The organism is Nonomuraea sp. NPDC003754 (assembly GCF_053605785.1).
In genome coordinates this window covers 1-1969 of record NZ_JBSGJX010000121.1, presented here as the reverse complement: position 1 = coordinate 1969, position 1969 = coordinate 1, and the positions used below count along the sequence as shown (strand labels likewise).

The following is a 1969-nucleotide window of genomic DNA, read 5'->3' as shown; positions in this document are numbered from 1 at the left end:
AGCGCCTGGCGATGCTCGGCCAAGAACGCGAACAGACTGCCGGACGGGATCAGCTCCCGGCAGGTCTGCCACACGTCCGGCCCGACAAGCTCTCCGGCCCACTCACCCTGCACACCGACCACTGTGACCCGATTCCATGAAGAACGAGGCCAGAACACAAGATCTTCAGTGAACTTCTAGCACAGTGATCCACTTCGGCGCTGGGGTTTAGTGAAACACCTCCGGGCCTGCTCCGGGGCTGGTTACGGTCCTGCTCGTGCCGGTGGAATCACGGCGGCCGGCCACCTGGCGCGCCATCACAGCCGAGCTGACCGACACCCAGCGCCGCAAGGTCGAGGCCGCCCGCATGCGCGCCGCCGCCCGCCGCAACAGGAAGGACTGACCATGGCCTCCACACCGGACACCCCTACCCCCGCCCGGGTGCGCGAGCTGGCCGCCCGCGCCGAACAGCTGTCCGCCGAGATCGACGCCCTGCACGGCGAGCTGCGCCAGGCCGACGACGCCACCGCCCGAACGGGGTTCCGGCTGGAGGACGCCGCCGGGTGGGCCCGCCACATCGCCAGCGTCCCGGACACGCTCGCAGCTGTTCGACGCGGCCGCCGTCCAGCCGGGCGCGGGCGTCGATGGCGTGCCCGTCGCAGATCAGCGCCTCGGTCCCTTCGGCGTCGACCAGGCGGTGGGTGGCGGGCTCGGCGCACGGGGCGGCTGCTCGCAGCAGCCCCGGACACCCCTTTGATCATCACACCGGCCCCCGCATCACCTCGACGCGGGGGGTCGGCCTCATGCCCGGCGAAAGCCGTACCGATCTACGCCGAGTCCGCCCGTGGCGGTCGGCGCCCACCCGCCGACGTCACGGCGAGCGAACCCGCCCGTTGTCGAGGCCGGCGGTGACGGCCGCCAGGAAGGCGGCGGGCCTGAGCGGGGCATGCCCGGCGCACGGTAGACAGGCCGGTGGCGGCGGCATCCGAGGAACCGAGTCCCGATTACGCCGGATTAACCTTTTCGTGCATGATGTCGCCTTATGCGAACATCGGCGACTCTGGGGAGGACGGTAGCGGCCGGGGCGATCGTGGGCGCGGTCGAGGGCGTGCTCTACGTCACCGCCGAAGGCATCGCCGTCGTCCACGTCTTGGCCGCCTTTCTCCTCCCGCTGCCCCTCGGTGTCCTCCTGACCAGCTTGTTCCGGGTGCAACGGGCGCCGTGGGCGGCGCTCCTGGGGACCTGCGCCTTCGCCGCTCTGGCCCCCGCGATGATCGCCCTTGCCCCCGGCCCCTCGATCACCAGCATGCCGCGGGCGCTGTTCGGTCTGCCGCTCCTGGCCGCAGGGGCCGTCGCCTACGCGATCGCCGGCCTTGTGGTCACCCGCGCGCGGTGGTGGTGGCCCGCGCTGTGCGCAGCCCTCGGCGTGGGCGTGTTCGTCTCGATGGTGCTGCAGAACCGCACGTGGATCGTCAACTGGCATGAGGAGCACGCTCTGGCGGCCGTCGGCATCCCGCTGCTCGGCCCGCCGGGCCAGGCGCCCGGGTGGGTCGAGATCGAGCACGACCCCGACGACACCTTTGTCTTTCTCGACTTCGACTCCGGCGCAGTCGTCCTCCACGGGGTGTCGTCGGGCGGCCCGCAGGCGGCGTGCGAGAAGCCGTACCCGGGCGAGCCGCCCTACGCCTGCCGGCAGCTGACCGGGCAGCAGTGGGCGCGCGAGCACGGGCTGGGCGGTGTTGTCGTGTTCGGCGTTCGGCACGGCGTCCTCGTCGAGATCAACAGCCCATCACAGGAACAGGCGGTCGCCATCCTCGCCGGCCTCGCACCGACCACCGCGGCGGCACTGGCGTGGTCACGCTGACCTGGAGGAGTCCGCGCCGGCGCGTCCACTGAGAACGTGTTTGAGAAGATCATGCGTGTTCGGCGTGGCGCCGTGACGAGCGGTGCTGGTGCCGCCAGGGTGGCCGGATGCCCCCTCGTCGTTACC

General features: G+C 71.6%; 2 protein-coding genes. Both read left to right on the top strand.

From position 1 onward, the window contains the following. Nucleotides 1-256 precede the first annotated feature (256 nt). Nucleotides 257-382, top strand: a complete 126-nt coding sequence (locus ACWEVS_RS46230) for a hypothetical protein (protein WP_452557610.1) — start codon at nt 257-259, stop codon at nt 380-382. Nucleotides 383-1021: 639 nt separating this feature from the next. Next, a complete protein-coding gene (locus tag ACWEVS_RS46225; protein WP_452557608.1) occupies nt 1022-1843 on the top strand; it encodes a hypothetical protein in 822 nt (273 codons plus the stop codon). Nucleotides 1844-1969 lie beyond the last annotated feature (126 nt).

Coding starts and splice junctions, on each gene's coding strand:
- ACWEVS_RS46225 (WP_452557608.1), top strand. CDS start 1,022: ATGCGAACATCGGCGACTCTGGGGAGGACGGTAGCGGCCGGGGCGATC.